Raw genomic sequence first — 24,302 nt, 5'->3', positions numbered from 1 at the left:
AAGAAAACCCACCCTGCGAAGAAACGGCAACGAATAATGGTTATATGAATACACGATCCACATGAGGAGGCATTCATGAGTACTGCAGTTGCAACCCGAGAACTTACCGCCCAGCACCGCTGCGACCGCTGCGGAGCCCAGGCCTACGTGCGCGCAGTCCTTTCAACCTCCGGTGGAGAGCTTCTCTTCTGCGGACACCATGCGCGGTCCGTCGAAGCGAACCTGCGGCCGCTCACTTCCGAGTGGCAGGACGAGACCGAGCGGCTCCGCGAGAAGCCGGTCGTTTCCGAAGACTGATGTGCCCGCGGCCCGTCCGCCGCGTGCAGCGTGGCCGGTACGCCGGTCACCCGTCTCGATAAGCACAGTCTCGATAAGCACATAGGAAAGGCCCCCTCTCCGGAGGGGGCCTTTCCTATGTCTGCTCTTACGTCTGGCCTGCGGCGGGCCGAGGACGGCCTGCCGCCCGGGTGCTAGTCGAGGTAGTCCCGCAGCACCTGTGAGCGCGACGGGTGACGCAGCTTGGACATCGTCTTCGATTCGATCTGGCGGATCCGCTCGCGGGTCACACCGTAGACCTTGCCGATTTCGTCTAAAGTCTTCGGCTGCCCGTCGGTGAGGCCGAACCGCATGGCGACGACGCCGGCCTCACGCTCGGAGAGCGTGTCGAGCACGGAGTGGAGCTGTTCCTGAAGCAGCGTGAAGCTCACGGCGTCGGCGGGGACCACGGCCTCGGAGTCCTCGATGAGGTCGCCGAACTCCGAGTCGCCATCCTCACCCAGCGGGGTGTGGAGCGAGATGGGCTCACGGCCGTACTTCTGTACCTCGACGACCTTTTCGGGGGTCATGTCGAGTTCGAGGGCCAGTTCCTCGGGGGTGGGCTCCCGGCCCAGGTCCTGGAGCATCTGGCGCTGCACGCGGGCGAGCTTGTTGATGACCTCGACCATGTGGACCGGAATACGGATGGTGCGGGCCTGGTCGGCCATGGCACGGGTGATCGCCTGGCGGATCCACCAGGTGGCGTAGGTCGAGAACTTGAAGCCCTTGGTGTAGTCGAACTTCTCGACTGCACGGATCAGGCCCAGGTTCCCTTCCTGGATCAGGTCGAGGAAGAGCATTCCGCGGCCGGTGTAGCGCTTGGCCAGGGAGACGACGAGGCGCAGGTTCGCCTCAAGGAGGTGGTTTTTGGCGCGCTTGCCGTCGTGGATGACGAATTCGAGTTCACGGCGCAGCTTCGGATCCATGTCCGGATCGGCGGCGATCTTCTCCTCGGCGAACAGGCCGGCCTCGATCCGCAGCGCGAGGTCGACTTCCTGCTCGGCGTTGAGCAGGGCGACCTTGCCAATCTGCTTGAGGTAGTCCTTGACCGGGTCCGCAGTCGCGCCGGCGGACACGACCTGCTGGGCAGGTGCGTCGTCGTCATCGGCATCGGAGTAGACGAAACCGGTGCTCGTTCCGACCTCCGCCTCGGCGGGGTCCGGCTTGATTTCGTCGGCGTCCGGTTCCACCGCGGCATCCACGATGGACTCCACGGGCTCGTCGACCGGATCGACGGCCACTGCGGCATCCGTCGATGCTTTCGCCGGAGTCTTGGCTGCTGCAGCCTTTGAAGCAGCCTTTTTGGGTGCGGCTCTGCGCTTGGTGGTGGTGGTTCCGGCTTCCGCTGAAACCGGGGCTGCTGTCTTCTTAACCGACACAGAGAACCTTTCATACGCGGTTTGCGGTGCCATCAAGGGGACAACACCACTATGACCCTGTCAAGTCCGCGCCTTGGTTCAGACGAAGACCGAGGATCAGCTCCTAACAGGAACTTCCTCCGCGTGCGGGACTATTCCGGACCTGCCCTGTTCGGCAGGCACCGGAGCCCCGCAGGCCTCCATGTGATGCGCGGACCCCACCGGGTCTCATCGTTTATTGTCTCACGCTTTGGGGTGGGCGTGAATTTCAGGGCCCCGCCGGAGTTGTCCGCTCACCCCAGCCGCCCGCGCCGGGCACTCCACGCCGTATCCGGGCTGCACGCCCATTCCGGGAGTCCGCCGCGGAGGAGGAGTTCCTTCAGGAGCCCTGCCAGCCGGTAGCCGGGGCAGGCGCGTTCGGCGCGCTCAAAGTACACACAGGCGAGGGATCCACGGCCGCGGGCGAACTCGATCCATCCAAGCATTGAATGCACCGCCGCCTGGGACTCGTCCGCGGAGACGGCGGAGAGGCGGAGGAGGAGATCGTGCGCGGCGTCGAGGGTGTCCCACCGCGGCGCCTCGAATGAACGCCCCACCAGGAAGTCGGAGTAACGCCGGCAGGCTCCCGCCCGGTCCCCGGCAGGAAGCGGCCCACCGCCAATGAAACCTATCGATTCACGGTTCGGGGCAGCGGGCTGGCCGCCGCCCCGACGAGCGGGCTGGCCGCCGCCCGCGCTGCCACCCGGCTCACCTCCCCGGGGTGCCTCCAGTGCCAGGGTCTGTCCGGCGGCGGAACGGGGCACCACCGGCATCATCCCCGGAAGACCCGGATCGCCCACGGCTCCGCAGGCGCGTGCTCCCTGTTCGGCTGCCTCCAGGCCGCATCCCGCAAGCACCAGCACCGAATCGCGGACGGCCTTGCACGAAAGGCCGGCCAGCAGGAAGGCCGCCGTCTCGTGCTCCTGCCTTCCCAGCGGTGGCCTCCGGCCGCTGAGCAGATGGTCCCAGACGAGCAGGGTGGCCCGGAACTGGGAGGCGGTGGTCCAGGTGCGCTCGCACCGGCGGCGGTAGGAGGCCGCGAGCGCCTCGACGGACGGCTTCCCCTCCACCGCCGATCCCGGTGGCAGCGCCGCGGCCGTCTCAACCGACGGCGAGAAGGAGCTTCCCCGCAGCACCAGTTCGGCGCTGGCGGCGCTGTCGCTGATCTCCGCAAGTGGCCGCCCCGGCCAGGGGCAGCATCGGGTGTCGACACAGAAGTATTCGCGCCAGGCCGTTCCGGAGACCACCCAACCGTCGCGCAGAGGGGTGCCCGCCGCCCGCAGCGTCCGCTCGAGCTCGCGCACCACCCGGCCGTAGGGTGGCCTCCCCGGTTCGGACCACCGGGCATCCGTGTAAAGGATCATCACCGCGCCGTCGGCCGCCGTGTCCGACGCCAGGATGGCCGCCACTCCCTCGGCATAGCTTCCTGCCTCGGCGTCCGGGCCTGGCAGGTCGACCCGCAGGGTGGCGCCGACCCGGCCGCCCGAAAGTGTTAGCACCACCAGGCTCTCGACCGGAACGAATCCAATGGCATGCGGGATGTAGGACAGGAGGTCGGCTGCGGTGCCGAGGTGCAGCCGTTCCGGGTCGCTGGTCATGGTGCCAGCCTGCGCTGCCCCCTTGCTGCCCGTCCGCGGGGGTCCGGTTAAGTGGACAACTTCCTGCGCGGTTTCCGCCCTGCCCTGGGCGGCCCGGGCCCCTTCATCTCCCGAAGGGAAAAACCGTGGCCCAGACACCAAAGGAAAAGGGGTGGTCCGGTGGTATTACTGGGTGGGTGAACAGGAAGCTGCCCTATCGGGGACAACGGCGTCCGGGGTCCGCCGACACTGCCGCGGAGCAGTCACGCGGCTCCGCGGCGGAGACGGCGGACAGCGCCACCACCGCGGAGGAGGCAGGGGGCACCGATGCCCGCGACCAGCGCCGGGTGGTGCAGGTGCTGGCCGGCGCCCAGATCCTCGGCGGCATCGGCATGGGCGCCACCCTGTCCCTCGGTGCGCTGCTGGCCGCCGATCTTTCCGGGTCAAGCTCCTGGTCCGGGATGGCGGCAACCATGAGCACCCTCGGCGCGGCGATCCTCGCCGTTCCCCTGGCCCGGCTTGCCCAGCGGTCCGGCCGCAGGATCTCCCTGTCGACCGGCGCCCTGATCGCCGGGGCCGGAGCGGTGCTGGCCATCACCGCAGCGGCGGTATCCCAGTTCCCCCTGCTCTTGCTCGCCCTGCTGCTGCTCGGCGCCGGCTCCGCGACGAACCTCCAGGCGCGGTTCGCCGCGACGGACCTCGCCTCCGACGCCACCCGCGGCCGCGACCTCTCCCTCGTCGTATGGTTTACCACCATCGGCGCGGTCCTTGGCCCCAACCTGTTCGAACCCGGCGAAGCGCTCGGTGCCCTCCTCGGCCTGCCTCCGCTCTCCGGAGCCTTCGTGTTCTCCGCGGTCGCCCAGGCGGCCGCCGCCGCCGTCTATGCGGTCTGCCTCCGCCCGGACCCGCTGCTGAGCTCCCTCGCCCTGCGCGGCACGACGCCCGGTCCGGTGCACCGCAGGGGCGGCCTTGCCGCCCTCCGCGGCAACCCCCTGGCCCGCTACGCCGTCCTCGCCATCGCCTGCAGCCACGCCGCGATGGTGGCCCTGATGTCAATGACCCCGGTGCACCTGCGCGACCACGGGGCGAGCCTGGCCGTCGTGGGGCTGACCATCAGCCTCCACGTCGCCGGGATGTTCGCCTTCTCCCCCGCTTTCGGCTGGCTGGCCGACCGCGCCGGCAGGATCACCGGAATCCTCCTGGGCCAGGCCCTGCTGCTCGGCGCCCTGATCCTCGCCTGGACCGGCGCCGAATCCGCGGCCGCGGTCACGGTCAGCCTCATCCTGCTTGGCCTAGGCTGGTCGGCCGCCGTGGTCTCGGGGTCGGCCCTTGTCGCCGAGTCGGTGATCGTCCCGGACCGGGCCGCCGTCCAGGGGGTGTCCGATCTTTCGATGAATGCGGCCGGAGCGCTGGGCGGGGCGCTCGCGGGCCCCCTCCTGACCGCGCTTGGCTATTCCGGCCTCGGGCTGACCGTGACCGGGCTGGTGGGCCTGGTGGTCGTCGGGACCGGCGTCCGGGCATTGAAGGGGAGGGCCGTGACAGGGCGGACGCCGGCGGGGAGCGCCCTCGAATCGGCCGACGCGCCGCGGGCCGGTGGGTCCTGACACGTCCGAGCCACCCCGCTCCGGACCAGCTACCCGTCGACAGGATCAAGCACCACGCGCAGCCCGAGGAACTGCGAGTAGCGGTCCGCCGCCGCGCGCAGGGCCGCTGCCCCGTCCGGGCCGGGGAGGGCCTCCCCGGGGAATGTCGCAACCCTGAGGTGGACCGAGCCGCCGCGGATCTCCTGCTCCCAGGTTCCGCGAATCCTGCCCGAAACTGCCAGGGCCGGGCGGAACAGCCCGTTCGCCGCCGGGCCGACGGCGCTGCGGTGGCGCTCCTCAAGCACGAGCGTCCGGTCCGCGTACCCGATGGTGTACTCATCGAAGCCGGGAAGCAGGTGCGCCGTCGCCGGCCCTCCGGACCGGGCGTCGAGCACCTCGGGGTCGACATAGGACGGCTCCCCGTCGGCGGGCAGTACCGCCAGGTTCGGTAAGGCGAGGTGGAGGGCGAGCCGGGAGTCGGCAAGGGTCAGTCCGCTCCACCAGGCGAGGTCGCGGGCCGTGGCGGGTCCGTGGCCGGAGATGTAGCGGAACGCCAGCCGGGCCAGCGCCTCCTCCCGCCCGGGCGGCTCCACCGCCGGGATCCGGTCCCGAAACAACGCGAAGGTCTGGGTGCGGCCCTGGGGCGGACCGATGATGACCACCTGCGTCTCGGCGAGGTACCGCAGAATGTGGGAACCGCGTTGCCCGCCGGTCGGAATGCCGGCGTCCTCGAGCCGGCCCAGGACAGTGCTTCGCGGCAGCGCCGTTCCCTCGAGCGCCACACCGAGCACCACCGCGGCCTGCGCGAACACCGCCCCGGTGAGGCCGGTATCCCGCCAGAGCTTCCCCCGGCCGCTCCAGGCGCGCGGACCGAGCAGGGACAACAGCCAGGGCGCGTCCGCCGGTGCGGTGAGGTGGAGGGTTCCGCGCATCGTCCAGGTCTGCACGATCGTCCCCTCGCGGAGGGCGTCGGCGAGCGCCGTGTCGGTAAGGCCCGGGGTGCGCAGGCCCAGGCTCCACCGGGCCCCTGCGAGGTTCTGCGCCTGGACGGCGAGCATCCGGTGCACGGCCCCGGCGGCGTCGCCGGAGGCGCTCCCGGCGAGCCGGTGCGAGCGCAGCCGGACCTGCCGGAGATCATCCCCCGTACGGGCCGCCACGGAGGTTCCCGTCAGGCGTGCTGGACCAGGCGCTGGCGCACGGCCATGTCCCGGTACAGCGCGCTGCTCTGAACGAGGGTCGCGTGGGTGCCCGAGGCCACCACCCGCCCGCGGTCCATTACCAGGATGCGGTCGAAGTCGGCGATGGTCGAGAGGCGGTGGGCGACGACGACGACGGTCCGGCTCCGCGCGGCCTCGCTGAGGGTCCGCTGCAGCAGCTGCTCCGTGCGCGAGTCGACGGCGGAGGTCGGTTCATCCATCAGCAGGACCGGCCGGTCCGCCAGGAGCACCCGCGCCCAGGCGAGGCGCTGGCGCTGGCCGCCGGAGAGCCGGACGCCGTCCTCGCCAAGGTTGAGCCCCAGACCCGTCTCCGAGCGCTCCACCAGCTCGCCCAGTCCCACCGACTCCAGTGCGGAGACCATCCGGGCCGAGGTGGCGTCGGGGGCGCTGATCCGCAGGTTGTCCGCCAGCGTGCCACTGAGCACGGGCGCCTCCTGCTCGACGAGGCCGAGGCGGGATCGCAGTTCCCGGCGCGGGATGGCCGCCAGGGGCACCCCGTCATAGGTGATCGTTCCCCCGGTGGGTTCGTAGAAGCGCTCGAGGAGCCCGAGCACGGTCGACTTTCCGGCGCCCGAGGGTCCGACGATTGCGGTCCGGCTGCCGGCGGGGACCGAGAAGCTGAGGTCCGTGAGGACCGGTTCGCCGCCGTCGTCGTCGTAGCCGAAGGACACCGCGTCGAACCGGACCTCGGGCGCAGTGGACGCGGTGCGGCCCGGGGTGAGTCCGTCCTCGTCGCCGGCTTCGGGCTCCAGCCGGGCGACCTCCTGGATCCGGTCGAGGGCCGCCAGGCCCGCCTGGATCTGGACGAAGGCGCCCAGGGCGGATCCGATGGGCAGCACCAGGAGGAAAAGGTAGAGGATGAACGCCAGGAGGTCGCCGAGGGCCAGGGACCCGTCGGCCACCCGGACGCCGCCCACCGTGAGGACCACGATGAACGCGCCCTGGATGCAGATCGACATGATCGGCTCGACGACGGCCTGCAGTTTTGCCGCAGCCACCCCGGCACGGTAGGCGCCCACGGCTTCCCGGTCGATCAGGGCCGCCTCGCGGTCCTCGGCGACCGCGGCCTTGATGGTGCGGATGCCGGAGAGGCCGCGCTCCACGGCGGCCGCCATGGCACCGACCGCCTCCTGCACCTGACGGCTCCGCCTGCGGATCAGCGATCCCAGCAGCACGACGCACGCGGCGCCGCCCAACACCGCGGTGACCGTGATGCCGAAGAGCAGGGGGTCGAGCAGGATCATCAGCACCACCGCGGCGGCGAACATGAGCACCGAGGAGACGATCTCGAAGAGGCCCGAGGTGATGACGCTGCGCAGGAGCGTTGTGTCCGATCCGACCCGGGACATCAGGTCCCCCACGCGCCGCGCGTCGAACTCGCGGACCGGCAGGCGGAGCAGCTGGCCGACGAGTGAGCGGCGGACGCCGAGCACGACCGATTCGGCGGTGCGCTGCAGGAGGTAGGATTGGCCGGCGCTGAAGACCGCCTGTCCGAGGGTGATCGCCACGAGCAGCCACAGGAAGGGAGTCCAGTCGGTGCCGGCGCCGACGGCGTTGATGAGCCGCTGGACCATGAGCGGCTGCAGCAGGGCAAGGGCCGTGGCGACCAGGGAAACCGCTCCGGCGGCCACGAGCAGGCTCACGTGTCCGCGCAGGTAGGGAAGGAACTCGGCGAAGGAGGCCCGCCGCTCCGGGACTTCGGTGCTCACTGCCGGCGTCCCAGCAGCCCCCGCCCGCCGTACTTGCGGTGCACGGCCTGCCGGGTCACGCCGAGGGGCCCGGCGATCTGTTCCCAGGTCAGCCCGCGGGCCCGGGCGCGCCGGACCTGGACTGCCTCGACGCGTTCGAGTTCCTGCCGAAGCATTGCCGCGGCCGCGAGGCCCGAACGCGGATCGTCGTCCGCCGCAGCGGTCCTTACAAGGTCCATCATGTCCTCCACTCTCATGGTGTCAACATAAATTGACTGCGGGTGTCGTGTCAAGGGATGTTGACATGCGAAGGGAGATCCGACGGGAGAGCGGAGCCGCCGGGATCAGGGGCGTCTGGCGGCAGCGGTCCACGAGGCATAGGTGGAGCCGAGCACCAGCGGGTCGGCCGGAATGTTGATTCCCTGCCGGAAGGCCTTTCCCGCGGGGCCGGGCAGGGGCAGCGGGAGCGCCAGGCCCCGGCGGCCGGGAACCCGCAGGTAGTCGGCGGCATACTCGCGTGCCGCGCGGACCTCGGGGCCGGCCACCTCACGCGCCTGTCCGGTCGTCCCCGCCGGGACGAGTTCAACGAGCCGGCGGGCGACGGCGTCGGGATCGATGGTCTGGAACCGGGCGCCGGAGAAGTACGGGCAGAGCCCCACCCTCCGCAGGGAGGAGTGAAGGGCCTCGACGAAGGTATGGAACTGGGTGGCACGCAGGATGCAGGTGTCCAGTCCCGCGCCGAGGTAGGCCTGTTCCTGGGCGAGCTTGGCCTGGTAGTAGGCCAGCGGGGACCTGTCGATGCCGACGATCGAGAGCAGGACCGCCCGGCCCACCCCTTCGGCGGCGGCGGCCTCCAGCAGTCTCGCCGCGCCGCCGACGAAGGTTCCCTGCTGGGCGGCGCGGAGCTTCGCGTTGGTCACGTCGATCAGCGCCTCGCACCCGCGCAGCGCCTCCTGCAGGCCCTCTCCCGTCGACACATCGGCCCGGCGGTACTGCGGCCCCTCCGGAGAGTCCGGCCGCCTGCCGGAACGGGAAAGCACAACGACCTCGTGCCCTTCCTCGAGAAGGTGCCGCGTGACCATGGACCCGACTGCTCCCGTTCCACCCACAACCGCTACCCTGCGCACCGCGCCCCCCTTGCCGCTTACAAATCCGGGCGCCTGCCGGCCGGATGACGCCACTCTAGACGCCGGTGCGGGCAGAAACACAGGCCCGGGGCACAGCGTTACCTCAACGGAGAGTTAACGCAACGGGCGCCGGGTCCTTCCGGACCCGGCGCCCTCGATCCTGTACTTGATCGCGACGCTGATTGAATCGCCTGCTCAGCCGCTCAGCGCTTGCCGAAGGGATCCGTTGCATCCCCCTGATCCTCGTCGCGGTCCAGCGCACCGCCGAGCAGCAGGCTTGACTCCTCTTCGGCCTGCGGGCTGGCCAGGTAGGCCTCGACTTCGGCGCCGAGCTCGTCGGCGCTTACCAGTTCGCTGTTCTCCTTGACCAGCAGTGAGCGCCGCTCGACGCTGGCGGTGCGTTCGTCGTAGTTCTCCTCGAGGGAGCTCACCACCGACTGCACCTCGGCGGACCCGCTCACCTGGCGGGCGATCTGCCGTTCGACGACCCGGCCGGTCTCCCGCAGGCGGTCGGTGGGGAGCATGAGCTCCGCCGTGGCGCCCAGGTGTTCGAGGGCGGCGACGGCAGCGGGCGGGTATTCGGCCTCGGCAAGGTAGTGCGGTACGTGCACCACGAGCCCGACGACGTCGACGCCGGCTTCCATCAGCCGCATCTCCATCAGGGAGCCCACCGAGGCGTCGACCTGCACCGTGGGCCGCCAGGCGTTCATCCCGGCGGTCAGGTCCGGACGGTTCCCGTGGGCGGTCACGCCGATGGGCCGGGTGTGGGGCACCGCCATGGGGGCGGAGTGGATCCAGGCGACGAGCGAGACGTCGAAGTCCTCGATCAGGAGCTGCACGGCGCCGACGAAGCGTTCCCACTGCAGGTCCGGCTCGAGTCCCGCCAGCAGCAGGAACGGCTCGCCGAGCCCGTCATGAAGCAGGTGCAGCTCAAGCCGCGGCGCCTGGTAGTCGGTGAAGTGGTCTTCCTCGAAGAGGATCCGGGGACGCCGGCTGCGGTAGTCGATGAGCTGGTCGGTGTCGAACACGGCGACGAGCTCCGAATCGAGGGTCTCCAGGAGCTCCTCGCTGACCTGCGAGATGACCTGCCCGGCGTCGAGGAAGCCGCTCAGGCCCGCCAGCAGGGGCAGCCCGTGCAGCCGCTCGGGGTCGACGGTGGTACTGAGGCTGAACAGTGTCCGTGGATCAAGCATCATTTCCTCCTGCATTTCCCGAGGCAGCCGGCGCGGGCGCGCCATCGGGGTTCCAACTACTCTGCTGATTCTCTCAACACCGTGGGCGCATCCAACATTCCGCACCGCCGACATGCGGAAATCCGACGGGCTTCGGTGAAGGCCCGGTCGGGCCCCGGCCGGCGGGACATCCGGCGGGACATCCGGCGGCGCGGCCAGCGCGACGGCGGGCTGCGGCGCCTCGGCGGGCCGCGGCCGGCGCGGTCCGGGAGGGCGGCCGCCGAGGGGATACGATCGAAGGACGGACACCGGCCTGCCCGCGGCCCGGCGCCGGGTGCTGCACAGGGGGCCCGGAGCCCGATTCCCCATCTCGGAAAGAGGAAACACCTTAGTGATGAAGCCAAGCGAGCCCACTCTGACAGCGGTTGCCAAAGACCTCAAAAGAATCCCAAGTGACGCCTTGGTGATCGGCGTGGGCAAGGGCCAGGACGGCCCGGTCCTGCTCGACAGTCCCCTGCCGGCCAAGGCCGCGCGCGCCCTGGGCGATTCGCTCCAGGTCCTGGGCGTGACCGGCGCCGCCGACGACGTCCGCCGGCTGGCCGCACTGCCCGACAGCGGCTCGGAGTCCCTCGTGCTCGTCGGCGTGGGCCCGGTCACCCCCGGAAGCGCACTGCCGGCGGAGACCCTGCGGCGCGCCGCCGGAGCAGCGGTCCGCCAGCTCAAGGGCCTCGAGACCGTGGTGCTCGCCCTGCCGGCACCGGGCGTGGCCGAAGCCACGGCGGTCGCCGAGGGCGCCGCCCTGGGCGCCTATGCCTACGACGGATACCGTTCCGGGCTTGGCGCCGACGGCAAGCCCGCCCCCCGCAAGGATGACGGGCCGGTGCGCACCATCCTCGTGCACACCGCCGCCGCGCAGGACGCCGCGCTGACGGCCGGCCTGGCCCGCGCCGCCGTCCTGGCGAAGAACGTGAACGCCACCCGCTCGCTGGTCAACCAGCCGCCGAGCCACCTCTACCCCGAGACCTTCGCGCAGGCAGCGCGGGACCTCTCGAAGGGCCTGCCCGTCAAAGTGACGGTGATGGATGAGAAGAAGCTCGAACGCGACGGCTACGGCGGCATCCTCGGGGTCGGCAAGGGCTCCTCCCGGCCGCCGCGCCTGGTGAAGGTCGAGTACACGCCCGCGAAATCAAAGGTGCACCTGGCCCTCGTCGGCAAGGGCATCACCTTCGACTCCGGCGGACTGTCCCTGAAGCCCGCCGCCGGCATGCAGACGATGAAGCTGGACATGGCCGGCGCCGCCGTCGTGCTCAACACCGTCCTCGCCGTGGCCGAACTGGGCCTGGCCGCCAAGGTCACAGCCTGGCTGTGCCTTGCGGAGAACATGCCCTCGGGCACCGCCCAGCGTCCCGAGGACGTCCTGACCACCTACGGCGGACGCACCGTCGAGGTCCTCAACACCGACGCCGAGGGCCGCCTGGTGCTCGCCGACGGCCTCGCCGCCGCCAGCGAGGAGCACCCCGACGCCATCATCGACATCGCCACCCTCACCGGCGCCCAGATGATCGCCCTCGGCAACCGCACCTCCGGTGTGATGGGCGACGACGGCGTGCGCGACGCGGTCAAGGCCGCGGCCGACCGCGCCGGTGAGTCGTTCTGGCCCATGCCGCTGCCCGAGGAACTGCGTCCGAGCCTCGACTCCCAGGTCGCCGACATCGCCAACATCGGCGAGCGGTTCGGCGGCATGATGACGGCGGCCGTCTTCCTGCGGGAGTTCGTCGGCTCCACCGACGGAGAGAAAATCCCGTGGGCGCACCTCGACATCGCCGGACCGGCTTTCAACGAAGGCTCCGCCTACGGGTACACGCCCAAGGCGGGCACCGGCGTCGGCGTCCGCACGCTCCTGGCCTACGTCGAGGACGTGCTCGAGCGGGCCTCCTAGGTCAGCACGAAGGCCCGCCCGGCAGACCGCCCGGCGGGCCTTCGTGAGACTGCCCACACGTGCCCGGAATGGGCGGTTCCCATGTGGCCGCGGGCAGCATCTGGCGATAGGGTAAAGCCTGATCACCAAGCAATTTGGCACAATCAATCACCGACGCGTCCCGGCGCGTCATTGCTTACGCGAGGGAGCGTCAAAGTGGCCGATACGGCAGCTGCGCAAGAATTCGACATCCTGATCCTCGGCGCGGGAAGCGGTGGCTATGCTGCCGCCCTCCGGGCCGTTCAGCTGGGTTTGACCGTAGGTCTCGTGGAGAAGGGCAAGCTGGGCGGCACCTGCCTCCACAACGGCTGCATCCCCACCAAGGCGCTCCTGCACACGGCGGAGGTCGCGGACAGCGCCCGCTCGGCAGGCAAGTACGGCGTGAATGCCACCTTCGAGTCGATCGACATGGGCGCGGTGAACGCCTACAAGGAAGGCATCATCGCCAGCAAGTTCAAGGGGCTGACGGGCCTGATCAAGTCCCGCGGCATCACCGTGATCGAAGGCGCCGGCCGGCTGACCTCCCAGAACACCGTCGAGGTCGACGGGACCTCCTACACGGGCAAGAACATCGTCCTGGCCACCGGCTCCTACTCGCGGACCCTGCCCGGCCTTGAAATCGGCGGCAAGGTCATCACCTCCGACCAGGCCCTGCAGATGGACAGCGTTCCCAAGAGCGCCATCATCCTCGGCGGCGGCGTCATCGGCTGCGAGTTCGCCTCCGTCTGGGAGTCCTTCGGCGTCGACGTCACCATCATCGAAGCCCTCCCCTCCCTGGTGCCCAACGAAGACGCCACCATCGTCAAGGCCTTCGAGCGTGCGTTCAAGAAGCGCGGCATCAAGTTCAACACCGGCACCCGCTTCCAGGGCGTTGAGCAGAACGACGAGGGCGTCACCGCCACTCTCGAGGACGGCAAGACCTTCAAGGCCGACCTCATGCTCGTGGCCGTGGGCCGCGGACCGGCCACCGCGGACCTCGGCTTCGAAGAGGCGGGCCTGACGATGGACCGCGGCTTCGTCATCACCAACGAGCGCCTCCACACCGGCGTCGGCAACATCTACGCCGTCGGCGACATCGTCCCCGGCCTGCAGCTGGCCCACCGCGGCTTCCAGCAGGGCATCTTCGTCGCCGAAGAGATCGCCGGCCTCAAGCCCGTCGTCGTCGAGGACCTCAACATCCCCAAGGTCACCTACAGCGAGCCCGAGATCGCCTCGGTCGGTTACACCGAGAAGGCCGCCAAGGAGAAGCTGGGCGAGGACAAGGTCCTGACCCAGGAGTACAACCTGGCGGGCAACGGCAAGAGCTCCATCATCGGCACCGGCGGGCTGGTAAAGCTCGTCCGGGAGAAGGACGGCCCCATCATCGGTGTCCACATGATCGGCAGCCGTATGGGCGAGCAGATCGGCGAGGCGCAGCTGATCGTCAACTGGGAGGCCTACCCCGAGGACGTCGCCCAGCTGGTTCACGCCCACCCGACGCAGAACGAATCCCTCGGCGAGGCCGCCCTGGCCTTCGCGGGCAAGCCCCTGCACAGCTGAGCTCCGCCCGCATCCCCAATGCGGGCCCGGTGCACCCCAAACGGGGTGCACTAAGCTCGCAATAAGCCATCCAAGCATTTCCGGCTGACCCGGCACCACCGGGGGCCCAGCCGCCAGGAACGAACCAACAAGGAGAAACGGGGACACTATGTCTGAATCCGTGAACTTACCCGCTCTCGGTGAAAGCGTCACCGAGGGCACCGTCACCCGCTGGCTGAAGCAGGTAGGCGACCGTGTCGAAGTTGACGAGCCGCTCCTTGAGGTTTCGACCGATAAGGTCGACACCGAGATTCCCTCGCCGATTGCGGGCGTAATCGAAGAGATCCTCGTCGCCGAGGACGAGACGGCCGACGTCGGCGCTCCCCTGGTGCGCATCGGCGACGGCTCGGGAGGCGGCTCGGCCGACTCCAACGGCAGCGCGGCTCCCGCCGCCGAGCCGGCCGCCGAGGCCGCCCCGGAACCCGCAGCCGAAGAAGCACCCGAGCCGGCCCAGGAAGCCGCCCCCGAGCCCGCCCAGGAGGCTGCCGCGCCGGCCGCATCCGGTGGATCGGACAGTGGTTCGGACAGCGGATCGGGCGAAGGCACTGAGGTGACCCTGCCGGCCCTCGGCGAGAGCGTCACCGAAGGCACGATCACCCGCTGGCTCAAGGCCGTCGGTGACGAGGTCGCCGTCGACGAACCGCTCCTCGAGGTCTCCACCGACAAGGTCGACACCGAGATCCCCTCCCCCGTCGCCGGAACCCTCCAGGAGATCCGCGTCGCCGAGGATGAAACGGCCGAGGTCGGCTCCGTCCTCGCTGTCATTGGAACCGGCGCAGGTGCACCGGCCAAGGCCGAGGCGCCCCAGGGTGAGCCGCTCGCCGCCGGCGAAGCGGAGACCCGCGAAGCTCCGGTTGCGGCACCCAAGGCCGAAGAGGCTCCGAAGCCCGCCGAGAAGACGTCGGAGCCCGAGCAGGAAGCAGCGCCCGCCCCTGCACCGCAGGAAGCGCCCGCTCCGGCCCCCGCCGCCGAGCAGGAGGCTCCCGCGGAGTCCCAGCCGGCCGGGGACGCCTACGTGACCCCGCTGGTGCGCCGCCTGGCCAACCAGAACGGCGTCGACCTCGCCTCCCTCCGGGGCACCGGCGTCGGTGGACGGATCCGCAAGCAGGACGTCCTCGAGGCAGCGGAGGCGGCCAAGGCCGCGGCCGCCGCTCCGGCGCCCGCCGCGGCACCTGCGTCCGCGCCGGCCCGTGCCGCCGCGCCCGCCGTGGAGCCCTCGAAGCTGCGCGGCACGGTCGAGAAGGCCCCGCGGATCCGCCAGACCATCGCGAAGCGGATGCGGGAGTCCCTCCAGGTCTCCGCCCAGCTCACCCAGGTCATCGAGGTCGACATGAGCCGCATCGCGCGGCTGCGGAACACGGCGAAGAACAGCTTCCAGGCCCAGAACGGCGCCAAGCTGACCTTCCTGCCCTTCATCTCCAAGGCCGTGATCGAAGCGCTGAAGCAGCACCCGAAGCTCAACGCGTCCTTCGACGAGGAAAAGAAGGAGATCACCTACCACGACGCCGAGCACCTGGCGATCGCGGTGGACACCGAGAAGGGCCTGCTGGTTCCGGTCATCCGCGATGCGGGCAACCTGAACCTGGGCGGCCTGGCGAAGAAGATCGCCGACGTCGGAGCGCGCACGAAGAACAACAAGATCGGACCGGACGAGCTCGCGGGCGGAACCTTCACGATCACGAACTTCGGCTCGGTCGGAGCACTGTTCGACACCCCGATCATCAACCAGCCCCAGGTCGCCATCCTCGGCACCGGGACGATCGTCAAGCGCCCGATCGTCGTGACGGACGCCGACGGCGAAGACACCATCGCCATCCGTTCGATGATGTACCTGAGCCTGACCTACGATCACCGCCTGGTCGACGGCGCGGATGCCGGCCGGTTCCTGCAGACCCTCAAGGCGCGCCTTGAGGATGGAGCCTTCGAAGCCGAGCTCGGCCTCTAGGCTCTCCGCTTCACCGCAAAGGGCGGCGTTCCCCACGGGGAACGCCGCCCTTTGCTCTTGGCTGCCGATTACCGCCGGCCCTCGACGCCGCTCGACGCCGCCCGCCGGCGCCCGCCTGCACCGGCACGGGCAGGGACTGGGCGGGCACGGAGCGCGGCGGGTCGGCCCGGAAGCCGATCGGCCGGGACCGATCGGCCGGGACCGGTCAGCTGGGATCGATCAACTGGGATCGATCAGCCGCCCGGGCGTGCCGGCAGCGGCGCGGGGCGCAGCGAACGGTAACCCTCCCGCGCCGGGGGGAGGTCCGTGGGCAGCTCGGTGAGCATCTCCTTGAGGGTGGCCACCCCGTGCTCGAGCTGCGGGTCCTCCGCCGCGGCGTAGGCGTGCGGGGGGAAGGGCACGTCGATGTCGGGGTCGACGCCGTAGTTCTCAACGCCCCAGCCGGGCCCGCCGGTCATCCAGAAGGAATACCTCGGCTGGGAGACGCCGGTGCCGTCGGCGAGGCGGAACCTCCCGTCGATTCCCACCACCCCGCCCCAGGTCCGCGACCCAATGACCGGGCCGATCCCGCGCAGCTTCGCGACCTGCGTGATGATGTCTCCGTCCGAACCGGCGAACTCGTCGGCGAGGATGACCACCGGCCCGCGCGGGGCGTGCGCCGGGTAGGTCCCGGGCTGCTCGCCGCGGGGGAAGGCCCAGGCCGTGACCTTCCGGCCGATCAGCTCCGCCACCAGCTGCGAGGTGTGGCCGCCGCGGTTGCGCCGCACGTCGACGATCAGGGCGTCGCGGCCCGTTTCGCGGTCGAGGTCGCGGTGCAGCTGGGCCCAGCCGTTGGCCACCATGTCCGGGATGTGGAGGTAGCCGAAACGTCCGCCGGAGGCCGCGTGCACGATTGTGCGGTTGGCGTTCACCCAGTTCTGGTAGCGCAGCCGTTCCTCGCTGCGCAGGGGCACGACGGCCACACGCCGGGTGGTGCCCGCGCCGTCGCCGTCCCGGCGGGTCACGGTCAGCTCGACGGTGCGGCCGGCCGAACCGGTGAGCAGGACCGACGGCCCGAACCCGGCCGGGACCGGCACGCCGTCGACGGCGTCGATGGTGTCCCCCTCGGCGACGGCCACCCCGGGGGCGCTCAGCGGGGAGGAGGCCTGCGGATCGGAGGATTCGCCGGCGAAAATCCGCTTCACCGTCCATCCGGCCTCCGTGGGCTCAAGCTCGGCGCCCAGGAAGCCTTGTGCACCGCCCGGTTCCGCGTTCAGGGCCGGGGTGACGTAGGCGTGGGAGGTTCCCAGTTCGCCGTGGAGCTCCCAGAGGACGTCGATCAGGTCGTCGTGCGAGCCGATCCGGTCGAGGAGCGGACGGTACTTGGCGCCGACCGCCTCCCAGTCGATTCCGCCGAGGTCAGGGGTCCAGAAGAAGTCGCGCTGGAGCCGCCACGTCTCCTGGTAGGCCTGCTTCCAGACGGCGACCGGGTCGAGCAGCACCCGCACGCGCTCGAGCCCCACCTCGATCCGCTCGGGTGACTCCGGCTCGACCTTGCCTGTGGTGGGGACCGCGGTGACGGAGCCCTGGCGGACGACTACGGCGGTCGAACCGTCCCCGCTGACCCGGTAGGAGTCCGCCTCGGCGACGAGGACCTCGACGGTGCGCCGCTTCAGGTCGAACCGTTCCAGCCGGCGCGCCGGCTCCTGGTCGGAGGGAGTGGCCCGGCCGTCGCCGGTCAGTCCACCGGCCTCCCCCGCCGTCCACAACAGGGCGCCCTCGACCGCGGAGAGGGATTCGTAGCTGCCCTGGGCGACGGGTACGGCGATGATCCGTTCCCCGATGCGGTCGGCGTCGACGCTGACCGCTTTCGGCGCATCTTCAGCGCCGTCGTCTTTCCCCGCGCCGTCCGGGCGGGCGGAATGCGCGGCCGGGCCGAAGGGCGAGGGTGTATCGGCGGCGAGCGCCACCAGGAAGGGCTTGGTGGAGGCGGGGAAGCTCAGGTCGAAGCGGTGCGTGTCGTACACCGGGTCGAAGCTGCGGTCCGAAAGGAACGCCAGGTACTTGCCGTCGCGGGTGAAGACGGGCGTTGAGTCGCGGAAACGCCCGTCGGTGAGGTCGTGGACCTCGGCCTCCTTTTCGGCCCGGGCGATGCGGATCCGGGTCCGTGCGCCCTCCGTCGTCACGGGCTCCGCCCAGGTGACCCAGCGCGAGTCTCCCGAGAAGGCGACGTCGTTGATGGCGCCGTGCTCGGGCGCGGCAAGCGGGAAGAACGTCCCCGAGGCCACCTCGAGCACCAGCAGCCCGCCGAGTTCACCGGCGACGGCGACGCGTGCCCCATCCGGGCTCACCGCAAGTTCGCTTGCGCGGAACGGGCCGTCGAAGGCGAAGGTGCGCAGCAGCCGGGCCTCCGGTGCGTCCTGGGCGGCGAGCGCGGTGGAGCCCGGGTCGCCGGCCCCGCCGTCGTCTCCGGCCGGGGTCTGTATCAACGGCGCCCCCTGGACCGCCGGCACGGGGGCCGGCAGGGCGGGGCCGCCGCTGTTCCGCTCCGGGTCCTGGGCGGTGCCCGGCTGCGGTGCGGTGCCGGCCGGCCGGGCAGCACCGAAGACATCGCGGATGTAGAGGGATTCTTCGCCGCCGTGGTCGGCGACATAGACGACGCCGTCCGCCCCAAGGGGCCGTCCCAGCCGGGCCCGCACGCCGGCGGTGCCCTCGATCACGCGCGAGGGGCCGTCCCGGTGGGTCAGCCAATGGAGGGTTCCGTGGGTTTCGACGACGCTGGCATCGCCTGCGGGAACCGGGACGGCGTCGGCGAGGTGGCGGGCGGCGTCGAGCATAACCGGCCGCCGCGCGGTCGAGGCCGACCCGAGCTCGATGTCCAGCCGTTCCGGCGCCGTCTCCAGCTCGAGCGAGCCCAGCAGCCACAGCTGTCCGGCCGATTCAAAGACGATCCGCTCCCCGTCGGTGGAGGCGTGGCGCACGTAGAAGTCTTCATTGTCGGTGTGCCGGCGCAGGTCCCCGCCCTGCCGGTCCACGGAGTACAGGTTGCCGTAGCCCTCGTGGTCCGAAAGGAACGCCACGCGCCCTCGCACCCACATGGGATCCGTGAGGTTTCCGTCGAGCTCGGGCACGAACCGGGAGAAGCTTCCGCCGCCGTCGGCGTCGATCCACAGCTTTCCGGCCGTTCCGCCGCGGTAGCGCTTCCACCACGCCTGCTCGCGCGTCATCACGCTGCCGATAATCACCGGGCGCTCGTCGCCGAGCGCTTCCCCGTGCACGATGGTGTCAACCGGCCCGTACGGGAGCACCGTCTGGGCGGACCCGTCGAGCGGCACCCGGTAGGCCCAGGCCAGCCGGGGGTCCTCATGCCGGTAGGCGCTGGTAGCGATGACGTCGCCCTGTTCGGTGAACCCCTTGACCCGGGTGCTCTGGTGCCCCCAGAAGGTCAGGCGCCGGTAGCCGCCGCCGTCAACGTTCGCCGCCACCACCTCGGGCGCACCGGCCTGCACCACGGTCCAGGCGATCACCTTTCCGTCCGGGGAGAACCGGGGGTTGCGGGCGGGCAGCTGCATCGCCGAAATGCGCCACGCCCTTCCACCCGAAACCGGCGCCACCCAGACGTCGTTTTCGGCGATGAACGTGACGGAATCTCCGGAGAGATGAGGATAGCGTAAGTAGTCTGAGGAGCCCATTGCCCGATTCTAGCCACAGCCTCCGCCGCAACCGCTGAGGCCGCCGTGTTCCCCCGGGACGTCATGGATGGTTCGATGGGGGCATGCATATTCTCATCGCCGGCGCTTCCGGCCTGATCGGCAAGGCTCTCTCGAACCGGCTGCGGGACAACCACTCGGTCACCCGGCTCGTCCGGCGTGCTCCCGCAGGCCCAAATGAGGTGGCGTGGGATCCGGCCCGGGGCGAGCTCGACCCGTCGGTGATGGACCGGGCCGACGCCGTCATCAACCTTTCGGGCACGTCCATTGCCGGCGGCCTGTGGACCCGCAGCCATAAGGAATCCCTCTACTCCTCGCGCATCCGCTCCACCCGCACCCTGGTCGAGGCGATGCGGCGGGCCGGCAGCCCGCCGGAGGTGTTCCTCAGCCAGTCCGCCTCCGGGTACTACGGGAACCGGGGCGATGAGGTGCTCACCGAGGCCTCGGGCTCCGGTGACCTCTTCCTGTCCGACGTGTGCCGCCGCTGGGAGGCCGAGGCGGTGAGTGCCCCCGAGGGCGTCCGCACCGTGCTGACCCGCACGGGCATCGTCATGAGCCGGAAGGGGGGCGCCCTGCCGAAGCTGCTCCTGCCGATGCGTCTTTACGCCGGCGGCCCCCTGGGAAGCGGACAGCAGTGGTGGCCGTGGATCACCATGACCGACGAGGTGCGCGCCATGGAACACCTGCTCACCGCGGAGGTGGAAGGGCCGGTGAACCTCAGCGCGCCGCAGCCGGCGAGGCTGCAGACGCTCCTCCAGGAGCTCGGCAGGACGCTGCACCGCCCCACCCGCTTCCGCGTCCCGCAGAAGGTCCTGACCGTGGCGATGGGCCAGCTCGCGGACGAGCTCCTGCTGGTGAGTGCACGGATGGACCCGAAGGTCCTCACCGCGTCGGGCTTCCGGTTCGATGCCGTGACCGCCGCCGATCTCGCCGAGCAGGTCAGGGATCGGCGCGTCTGACTCACGGGCCCGGCGCGGCCGCATACACCGCGTGGATCTTCCAGCCGCCCTCCTCCCTGAGGACGAAGACAAGTTCCTGCCGGCGCGGAGGAACCTCCGCGGAGACGGCGGCTCCCGACTTGTCGACTTCTGTGTGGGCTGAGACCTCCACCGTGGCGGCGACCGCTGTGGTCCGGGACGCGCCGCCTTCGGCGGGCGTGTTGGACCCCGGGGCTATGGCGGCAGGGGGTATTGCGGCAGGGGGTTCGACGATCTGCGCCTCGATCAGGGTCAGCCGCAGCCCGGCCAGGCGCCGGCCGGCTTCCGCAAGGGCAGTGACTTCCCGGTGGTCCGATGCCATCGCCGGCGACCCGCGCGTGTTGACCTCGTCGAGCAGGGCCGGGTCCGCCCGGGCAAAAGCGGCGGCGCGCCGCAGCACCAGCTGAGGCAGTGCCCTGAGCGGGTCAGCCGCTGAAGTCGGCTCGGGCGCCGGAGCCCCCGACGGTTTCAGGGTCTCCGGCGCCGGGTGTGTCGCCGGACCATCCGGGGTGCCCGACGGAGGATGGAGTTCCGCCCGGTCTGGGGCACCTCGGGACCCGTCGGCCTCCGGTGATCCCGGAACGTCCAGGGGAGCCGGTTCCTGCCGGGGAGCCGATTCCTCGCGGGCACCCGGTTCCTCCTGGGGAGCCGGTCCCTGCCGGGGAGCCGGTTCCTGCCGGGCAGCCGACCCCTGCCTGGGAGCCGGTTCCTCCCCGCGATCGGGCTCGGGGCCAGTCGCCGGTGGCAGCTGCGCTGGCCTGGCTCCCGGAAGGTCCGGCACCCGGTCCGCGACGGCCTCCGGTGGGCGCTCGGGCAGGCGGGGGTGCCCGCCCTCCCCCTGCGCCCAGACCGCGCCGGCCGCGACTAGGACCGCGAGGGCGGCGGCCGCGATCCACCTCGGAATCGAGTCCGGAACTGCGCTGGGTCCCCGCCGTGCGGCCGACCGTCGGCCCGTTCGGGCTGCCGCGGCGCGCCGGCGCGGTTCCGCGGGCCGGGAGTCCGGCCCGCTGCCCAGGGCCCTGGCCCGCGGCCCGGATCTCCCCTTCCCGCTCCCGAATGCCGTTCTCGCACCGATCCCACCGGACTCACCGAACTCACCGGACTTCCGTCCGCCCGAACCGATGCGGGCCAGCAGACCCCGAGGCCTGGCGTCCGGTGCGGCGTCGCGCCGGGTAAGGAGGCGCGGGCGGACATCCTCCCCCACCGCCTCGACCAGCCCGACCGGCACGGCCGTGCCCGCCCTCAGGGTCCCCCGCGCAAAGGCGACGGCATCGGGGCGCTGCGTCGGATCTTCGGACAACGCCTCCTCGATCAGGGCAAGAAACCGGGGTGGAATCTCGGGTACCAGCACCGACAGGGGCGGGCGCTGCGCGGACGGCCCGGGCACCCGGCCGGTCAGGGCGAACCACGCCGCCGCGCCGAGGGCGAAGACGTCGGACTCGGTGTTGAGGCGCTCCGGCTCGGATGGGCGGGGATCCGTGAAGCCAGGCGTTCCGGCCGTAAGCCGCCGCCCCTCGCCGAGGCGCCGCCCCAGTTCGAAGTCGCTCAACAGCGGCTTGCCTTCCTCGGTGAAGAGGATGTTCGAGGGAGTGACGTCACCGTGGGAGACACCCTGCCCGTGGAGGTAGGCGAGAGCCTGCGCAATGGGCACCAGGACCGTGACCGCCTCGCCGATCGGCAGCGGCCCCCGCACCGCCACCAGGTTCTGGAGGGAACCTCCGGGAGCGTAGTCCATGAGCACACCGGGGCCGCGGTCCGTCACCACGATCCCGTGGATGGTCACGAGGTGTTCGTGGCGCAGCCCGCCCATCACGTGCGCCTCCCGGTGGGCCGTTCCCTCGGCAACGCCTGCATCTGTTCTGTCCTGATCGGCGCCGGAGTGTCCCGCAGCGCCGACCTTCAGCGCGAACATTCCACCTCCGTCGTGTGCGGTGACGAGCCAGGCGGAGGAACTGCCGCCCGTTCCGAGCAGGCGTCCCGTCTCGAACCCCTCAACCGAGGGCGGGGGACCGTCGCCAGATCCACCGTCCGGCACAGGGGTGCGGCCGCCGTCGGGCAAAGGGGCAGTGCCGCTGCCCGTGCCGGGGTGCCCGGAGAAGGCAACTCCCCCGGCGTCCACGTCGCCGCCGTCGCTCCCGCCTCCGGTGAGGTGGGGGAAACGGTCTCCATCGCTGGCGGAGGTGTCCATCCTTAAGTTGTAGTCCCCGAAATCCCGTCCGAGGCCCTTATCCACAGGTCAGGTGTACCTCTTTCGTGTCCGGATTTTTCCGGGCCTTTTTTGCGGGCGGCGGGCATTACCCTTAACCCATGACTCTCGAGTTCGCCAGGATCGGCCTCCATCCCGAATACGTCGACTACACGAGGGCCTGGGACCTCCAGCGCAGCCTGCACGACGCGGTCGCCGAGGGGCGCTCGCCGAGCACCGTGCTCCTGCTTGAGCACGAGGCCGTCTATACGGCGGGAAAACGCACCGAAGACCATGAGCGGCCCTTCGACGGCACGCCGGTGGTGGCGGTGGACCGGGGCGGGAAACTGACCTGGCACGGCCCCGGCCAGCTCGTCGGGTACCCGATCCTCGCCCTGCCCGAACCCACTCGGGTGACCGACTACGTGGGGATCCTCGAGGACGTCATCATCGCCGTGCTGAAGGATTACGACCTCGAGGGCATCCGCATCGACGGGCGGTCGGGGGTGTGGATTGCCGCCGGAGGAGGACTGCCGGACCGGAAGATCGCCGCCATCGGAATCCGCATCAACCGGCGGGTGACGATGCACGGATTCGCGGTGAACTGCAGCAACAGCCTCGCACCCTTCGAGCAGATCGTTCCCTGCGGCATCACCGACGCGGGCGTGACCAGCATCTCCGCCGAGACCGGCCGCACCGTTCCACCATCGGACATCGTGTCGCGCATCGAGGAAGAACTGCGCAAGAATGAGTCAGCATTGGTACTCGACGACGCGGCCACAACGCTTCCCGACGGACCGACCGACGACGCTGGCGCCGACCAGCCCAAAGGAGCTTTACTGTGAGCCTGGCCCCCGAAGGACGCCGCATGCTGCGCATCGAAGCGCGCAACGCGGAGACGCCTGTCGAGCGCAAGCCGGACTGGATGAAGGCCAAGGTCAATATCGGCCCCGAGTTCGTCTCCATGAAGAACCTTGTGAAAAAGGAAGGCCTTCACACGGTCTGTGAGGAGGCCGGCTGCCCCAATATCTTCGAATGCTGGGAGGACCGCGAGGCGACCTTCCTCATCGGCGGATCCGAATGCACCCGCCGCTGCGACTTCTGCCAGATCGACACCGGCAAGCCCCAGCCCCTGGACCGCAGCGAGCCCTTCAAGGTGGCCCAGTCGGTCCAGTCGATGAACCTCCGCTACGCCACCGTGACCGGCGTCGCCCGCGATGACCTACCCGATGAGGGTGTCTGGCTCTACGCCGAGACGATCCGCCAGATCCACAGCATGAACCCCGGCACCGGCGTCGAAATCCTCATCCCCGACTTTTCCGGGCGGCCCGAACACATCGCGGCCATCTGCGACGCGGCTCCCGAGGTGTTCGCACACAACGTCGAAACCGTCCCGCGGATCTTCAAGCGGATCCGGCCCGCCTTCCGGTACGAGCGGTCCCTCGATGTGATCTCCCAGGGCCGGGCGCGCGGCATGGTGACCAAGTCAAACCTGATCCTCGGGATGGGCGAGACGCGGGAGGAAATCTCCGAAGCGCTCCGCGACCTTCACTCCGCCGGGTGTGATCTGATCACCATCACCCAATACCTCCGGCCGAGTGAACGGCACCTGCCGGTGGACCGGTGGGTCAAGCCCGGCGAGTTCGTCGAACTCCGCGAGGAGGCCGAGGAGATCGGGTTCCTCGGGGTCATGAGCGGGCCTCTGGTGCGCTCGTCCTACCGGGCCGGTCGGTTGTGGGCGCGGGCCATGCGGCGGAAGGGACTCGAGCTCCCGTCGGAGCTTGCTCACCTCGACGACTCCGGCCCCTCACTCCGGGAAGCCTCCGATCTGAAGGCCGGTTGACGGCCCGCAGGCACCTTCGCAATTCCGGCTT

At 70.5% G+C, this 24,302-nt stretch carries 17 protein-coding genes; 8 read left to right on the top strand and 9 right to left on the bottom strand.

Annotated features, from left to right (window positions below; all coding sequences use genetic code 11):
* Positions 1 to 75 precede the first annotated feature (75 nt).
* The gene (locus tag I6N91_RS14455) at positions 76 to 297 is read left to right on the top strand and encodes a hypothetical protein (protein ID WP_120169620.1); all 222 of its coding nucleotides are present in this window, start codon (positions 76 to 78) and stop codon (positions 295 to 297) included.
* Between the two features lie 173 nt (positions 298 to 470).
* Here the strand turns inward: I6N91_RS14455 and I6N91_RS14450 are convergent, their stop codons facing one another.
* Both I6N91_RS14450 and I6N91_RS14445 read right to left on the bottom strand, forming a co-directional pair.
* Positions 471 to 1,727 carry an RNA polymerase sigma factor gene (locus I6N91_RS14450; RefSeq protein ID WP_233091875.1) on the bottom strand — a complete coding sequence of 419 codons (1,257 nt, stop codon included), beginning with the start codon at positions 1,725 to 1,727 and terminating at the stop codon, positions 471 to 473.
* Between the two features lie 239 nt (positions 1,728 to 1,966).
* Complete coding sequence (locus I6N91_RS14445) at positions 1,967 to 3,310, bottom strand: DUF4192 domain-containing protein (RefSeq protein WP_198813736.1); 1,344 nt, start codon at positions 3,308 to 3,310, stop codon at positions 1,967 to 1,969.
* Between the two features lie 176 nt (positions 3,311 to 3,486).
* Between I6N91_RS14445 and I6N91_RS14440 the strand changes: the two genes are divergently transcribed.
* Complete coding sequence (locus I6N91_RS14440) at positions 3,487 to 4,893, top strand: MFS transporter (RefSeq protein WP_307843368.1); 1,407 nt, start codon at positions 3,487 to 3,489, stop codon at positions 4,891 to 4,893.
* 29 nt (positions 4,894 to 4,922) lie between these two features.
* Here the strand turns inward: I6N91_RS14440 and I6N91_RS14435 are convergent, their stop codons facing one another.
* From I6N91_RS14435 to I6N91_RS14415, 5 genes are all read right to left on the bottom strand, one after another.
* Positions 4,923 to 6,029 (bottom strand): winged helix DNA-binding domain-containing protein, encoded by a 1,107-nt coding sequence (locus I6N91_RS14435; RefSeq protein WP_198813734.1) that lies wholly within the window; start codon positions 6,027 to 6,029, stop codon positions 4,923 to 4,925.
* 11 nt (positions 6,030 to 6,040) lie between these two features.
* A complete protein-coding gene (locus I6N91_RS17390) occupies positions 6,041 to 7,798 on the bottom strand; it encodes an ABC transporter ATP-binding protein (protein WP_198813732.1) in 1,758 nt (585 codons plus the stop codon).
* Positions 7,795 to 8,034 (bottom strand): RNA polymerase subunit sigma-70, encoded by a 240-nt coding sequence (locus tag I6N91_RS14425; protein ID WP_233091874.1) that lies wholly within the window; start codon positions 8,032 to 8,034, stop codon positions 7,795 to 7,797. The genes I6N91_RS17390 and I6N91_RS14425 overlap by 4 nt, the downstream gene beginning before the upstream one ends.
* Before the next feature lie 87 nt (positions 8,035 to 8,121).
* Positions 8,122 to 8,886, bottom strand: a complete 765-nt coding sequence (locus I6N91_RS14420) for an NAD(P)H-binding protein (protein WP_307843371.1) — start codon at positions 8,884 to 8,886, stop codon at positions 8,122 to 8,124.
* Positions 8,887 to 9,107: 221 nt separating this feature from the next.
* Entirely contained in the window at positions 9,108 to 10,097 is a 990-nt protein-coding gene (locus I6N91_RS14415) for a proteasome assembly chaperone family protein (protein WP_374058956.1), read from the bottom strand.
* Positions 10,098 to 10,467: 370 nt separating this feature from the next.
* Between I6N91_RS14415 and I6N91_RS14410 the strand changes: the two genes are divergently transcribed.
* From I6N91_RS14410 to sucB, 3 genes are all read left to right on the top strand, one after another.
* Positions 10,468 to 12,015: a leucyl aminopeptidase gene (locus I6N91_RS14410; protein ID WP_198813728.1), complete on the top strand. Its 1,548-nt coding sequence runs from the start codon at positions 10,468 to 10,470 to the stop codon at positions 12,013 to 12,015.
* A gap of 195 nt (positions 12,016 to 12,210) precedes the next feature.
* Positions 12,211 to 13,593: a dihydrolipoyl dehydrogenase gene (gene lpdA, locus I6N91_RS14405; protein WP_198813726.1), complete on the top strand. Its 1,383-nt coding sequence runs from the start codon at positions 12,211 to 12,213 to the stop codon at positions 13,591 to 13,593.
* 148 nt (positions 13,594 to 13,741) lie between these two features.
* The gene (gene sucB / locus I6N91_RS14400; protein WP_198813725.1) at positions 13,742 to 15,577 is read left to right on the top strand and encodes a 2-oxoglutarate dehydrogenase, E2 component, dihydrolipoamide succinyltransferase; all 1,836 of its coding nucleotides are present in this window, start codon (positions 13,742 to 13,744) and stop codon (positions 15,575 to 15,577) included.
* Between the two features lie 233 nt (positions 15,578 to 15,810).
* Here sucB and I6N91_RS14395 read toward each other — a convergent pair whose 3' ends face one another.
* On the bottom strand, positions 15,811 to 19,248 hold the full coding sequence (locus I6N91_RS14395) for a S41 family peptidase (RefSeq protein WP_198813724.1): 3,438 nt from the start codon (positions 19,246 to 19,248) through the stop codon (positions 15,811 to 15,813).
* Between the two features lie 83 nt (positions 19,249 to 19,331).
* On the opposite strand from I6N91_RS14395, the gene I6N91_RS14390 reads away from it, so the two are divergent.
* Positions 19,332 to 20,225: a TIGR01777 family oxidoreductase gene (locus tag I6N91_RS14390; RefSeq protein ID WP_198813723.1), complete on the top strand. Its 894-nt coding sequence runs from the start codon at positions 19,332 to 19,334 to the stop codon at positions 20,223 to 20,225.
* A gap of 1 nt (position 20,226) precedes the next feature.
* On the opposite strand, the gene I6N91_RS14385 is transcribed toward I6N91_RS14390, so the two are convergent.
* The gene (locus I6N91_RS14385; protein ID WP_198813722.1) at positions 20,227 to 22,431 is read right to left on the bottom strand and encodes a serine/threonine-protein kinase; all 2,205 of its coding nucleotides are present in this window, start codon (positions 22,429 to 22,431) and stop codon (positions 20,227 to 20,229) included.
* A 119-nt stretch (positions 22,432 to 22,550) separates the two neighbouring features.
* On the opposite strand from I6N91_RS14385, the gene lipB reads away from it, so the two are divergent.
* Both lipB and lipA read left to right on the top strand, forming a co-directional pair.
* On the top strand, positions 22,551 to 23,273 hold the full coding sequence (gene lipB, locus I6N91_RS14380; protein WP_198813721.1) for a lipoyl(octanoyl) transferase LipB: 723 nt from the start codon (positions 22,551 to 22,553) through the stop codon (positions 23,271 to 23,273).
* Positions 23,270 to 24,271, top strand: coding sequence for a lipoyl synthase (lipA, locus tag I6N91_RS14375; RefSeq protein WP_198813720.1), 1,002 nt, complete (start codon positions 23,270 to 23,272; stop codon positions 24,269 to 24,271). Before lipB ends, lipA begins: the two co-directional genes overlap by 4 nt.
* Positions 24,272 to 24,302: the final 31 nt, after the last annotated feature.

This window comes from Arthrobacter sp. MSA 4-2, from assembly GCF_016405885.1.
Classification (GTDB): domain Bacteria; phylum Actinomycetota; class Actinomycetes; order Actinomycetales; family Micrococcaceae; genus Arthrobacter_D.
This window is presented reverse-complemented; position numbering and strand designations above follow the sequence as displayed.